The 3,364-nt window shown below is 42.6% G+C and carries 4 protein-coding genes; all 4 read left to right on the forward strand.

Annotation, left to right across the window (positions count from 1 at the left end):
- Positions 1-820, forward strand: an 820-nt coding sequence (locus H6A32_RS16575) for an ABC transporter permease (RefSeq protein WP_243424963.1), incomplete at its 5' end; no start/stop codon positions are given.
- A gap of 97 nt (positions 821-917) precedes the next feature.
- A complete protein-coding gene (locus H6A32_RS15575; RefSeq protein WP_087168469.1) occupies positions 918-1,592 on the forward strand; it encodes a response regulator transcription factor in 675 nt (224 codons plus the stop codon).
- A 4-nt stretch (positions 1,593-1,596) separates the two neighbouring features.
- Positions 1,597-2,517, forward strand: coding sequence for a sensor histidine kinase (locus H6A32_RS15580; RefSeq protein ID WP_204864798.1), 921 nt, complete (start codon positions 1,597-1,599; stop codon positions 2,515-2,517).
- 57 nt (positions 2,518-2,574) lie between these two features.
- A complete protein-coding gene (locus tag H6A32_RS15585) occupies positions 2,575-3,285 on the forward strand; it encodes an ABC transporter ATP-binding protein (protein ID WP_087252825.1) in 711 nt (236 codons plus the stop codon).
- The last annotated feature ends 79 nt before the right edge of the window (positions 3,286-3,364 follow it).

Consider the following 3,364-nt stretch of genomic DNA (forward strand, 5'->3'; position numbering starts at 1 on the left):
AATCACGTTTATTCATGCGGACGAAACTTACCGCCAGATGGCACATAGAGAACTGCTGGAGGGAACCTTCCCGGAAAAGGAAAATGAAATTGCGGCGGACGGATATGTACTCAGTAATCTTGGATTTTCCGGTAATCCTGGGGATTCTCTTCGGATTGGCGAGAAGGATTATGTGGTAACAGGGGTGCTCAAAAGTGAATGGGCGGCAAGGTCCAGTGAGATGGAAGTCTTTGTGAGCGATTCCTTTGTTGGAAGGGGAAGTCAGACGTTTCTGTATTTGAAATTTGATGAAGACAAGAAGCTGTACAGGCAGCTGGATGCGTTTTTACAGGAACACCGGATTTCCTCCGAGGCTGTTTGCATTTTAACTGTCGGAGTTTTTGCCGGTATCTATATAGGTGTATGTAAAATTCAACACAATCGTATGTATGACAAAGTGGAGAATGCCTGTTTTACAAAAGAATTGAATGAAGATTTTATCGAAAGGTATCAGGGATATTATGCCTTAACAGAGAATGATGTTGATTATCTCGTAGAACCGAAAAGCATCGGCGAATATGAATTAGACACTGATAATTTCGTACTGACTGCCCGCAAAGGTGACAGGGATATTACAATAAATATCGATGAGAATAAAAACATATATTTGGCTTTATATCCGGGAGAGGTCGAAATAGACGAAAATGGTAATGTGATGAATCCATCGAAAAAGTTAACCGATGTGCAAAAAGAACATATGGAAAATTTATTGAACAATCGAAAAGAAGAAATCCTCCCAATTATTAACAGAGCATTGGAATTGTGGGATTCTATCAATTAATAGAAATCCTGTTATTGAAGGGGCAGATAGAAAATAGATGAGAGATTCTCTGCAATCTATGCTATAATTGAAAAAACTGCTGAAAAGGAACTGCAACATGAATCAATACAAACTGTTAATAATAGAAGATGATACGGATTTAAGAGAAGGCTTATCCTTCTCTTTTTCCGGTGATGGATATGATATTACAGAAGTGGGAACCAAAAGGGAAGGATTGAGAGAAATAGAGAAGGGAGAGTACGATATTGTCCTTTTGGACTGCAATCTTCCGGACGGAACAGGGTTTGAACTTTGCAAAGAGGTGCGGAGCTACAGCAATGTTCCGATTATCATGCTGACTGCCCGTGATACCGAGCTGGATGAGATTCAGGCGTTGGAACTGGGAGTCAATGACTACTTGTCCAAGCCATTTTCCCTTGGCGTATTAAAAGCGAGAATGAAGCGGATTTTACAGGAAAAAGTGGAAACTGCCAAGATTGTCACCGGATCATTAAGCATCGATCAGAGCAGCTGTAAAGTGTGGAAACGGGGAGAGGAAATTCCACTTAGCAAATTAGAATATCGTTTGCTTTTATACCTGATCGAGAATAAGAACCATATTCTTTCCAAAGATCAGATTTTAGAGAAAATCTGGGACAGTAACGGGAAGTATGTAGATAACAATACGTTGTCTGTCAATATCAGCAGGCTTCGTACGAAAATAGAAGATGATGCATCCAATCCTGTGCATATCAAAACGGTGCATGGAATCGGATACATCTGGAAGGAATAAAACGATGTGGATTACGATCATCTTAGCCGTACTTTTATTTCTATCTGTCTGTTACGGCATTTATCAGAAAAGAAAAACATACCGCATGATTGACCGCCTGCTGGACAGCGTATTAAGTCAGGAAATGATTGTATATTCTGATGTTGAGGAAGGAGAATATTCTGCCCTGATCAGCAAGATCAAGCAGATTCAGGAAGTACTTGGCAATCACGCCCAAAGTGCAGAGCAGGAAAAGGAGCAGGTGAAAAGTCTGGTGTCCAATATGTCTCACCAACTGAAAACCCCGCTTGCGAATCTTTCTCTTTATACGGAAATTATGGGGACAGGTGAGTTGGCGCCGGAGAAGAAAGCGGAATTTGCGGATAAAATGCAGAGACAGATTGAAAAGCTGAACTGGATTGTAGAGTCTCTTTCGAAAATGGTGAAGCTGGAGCAAAATATTGATGAATTTGAAGTGCAAGATACAAAGATAAAGCAGACCATTCTGGATGCGGTGGATGCAGTCTATGCGAAGATGGAGAAAAAGGGAATCCGCCTTGAAATGGAAGAATTTGATGACAGACTGCTGTATCACAACCGGAAGTGGACAGCCGAAGTCTTTGTGAATCTATTGGAAAATGCCGTAAAGTATACAGAACCAGGCGGAGCGATTCGGATTCAGGTTCGCCCGTATGAACTGTATACAGAAATTCAGATTGCAGATACGGGACTGGGCATCCGGCAGGAAGAACTGACAGAAATTTTCAAACGGTTTTACAGAAGTCCGGAAGTGGAGAATATGGAAGGCTCCGGGATCGGCCTGTATCTGTCGAATCTGATTCTGGAAAAAGAGAAGGGTTACATCACAGCTGTTTCCGAGTATGGAAAAGGCAGCTGTTTTTCTGTGTTCTTACAAAACTGTAAGAACGAATCATCCGTTTTGTAACGAAATTGCAAGATCCTCCCTCTATACTGGAGGTATCAAGAAAAGGAGCGATGACGGATGAGTATTTTAGAATTACAGAATGTGGAAAAAATATACGGCGAAAAAGAAAATCAGGTCAAGGCATTACGAAATATCAATCTGCAGGTGGAAGAGGGCGAGTTTGTTGCTATCGTAGGCACGTCCGGCTCGGGCAAATCGACACTTCTCAATTTAATCGGTGCTTTGGACAATCCGACACGAGGAAAGATTTTCATCAAGAAAAGGGAAATCGGTTCTTTGTCGAGGAAAGAACTGACTATCTTCCGGAGAAGAAATATTGGTTTTGTCTTTCAGAATTACAGCTTGATGCCGGTGCTGAATGTATATGACAACGTGGCCCTGCCGGTCACCTTTGACAGGGGAAGGCATATCAACCGCAAGTACATGGAAGAACTGCTGCGGGAGCTTGGCATCTGGGAAAAGCGTAAGAAATATCCAAATGAACTGTCGGGCGGACAGCAGCAGAGAGTAGCCATTGCAAGGGCGCTTGTCAATAAACCGCAGCTTCTCCTTTGCGATGAACCGACAGGAAATCTGGATTCGGCGACAACGATTGAGGTCATGGGGTTATTAAAAACGAGCTGCAGAAAGTATAAGCAGACAATCCTGATGGTAACCCACAACGAAGCCATCGCCCAGACGTGTGACCGGGTGATCCACATTGAAGATGGATGTATTGTTACGGGAAAGAGAGACATCCCGGTAAAAGGCGGTGATGGCGTATGTTAAAACTGGCGTGGAAATACATGCGGTATTACAAAAGCCAGACACTGGCCATTTTTGTGAGCGTCTTATTAACAGCGTCACT

This window comes from Drancourtella massiliensis (genome assembly GCF_016900655.1).
Taxonomy (GTDB): Bacteria; Bacillota; Clostridia; order Lachnospirales; family Lachnospiraceae; genus Sellimonas; species Sellimonas catena.

What these genes read in the sequence shown, in the direction of transcription:
- H6A32_RS15575 (WP_087168469.1), top strand. Translation starts at nt 918, where the DNA reads ATGAATCAATACAAACTGTTAATAATAGAAGATGATACGGATTTAAGA.
- H6A32_RS15585 (WP_087252825.1), top strand. Translation starts at nt 2,575, where the DNA reads ATGAGTATTTTAGAATTACAGAATGTGGAAAAAATATACGGCGAAAAA.
- H6A32_RS15580 (WP_204864798.1), top strand. Translation starts at nt 1,597, where the DNA reads ATGTGGATTACGATCATCTTAGCCGTACTTTTATTTCTATCTGTCTGT.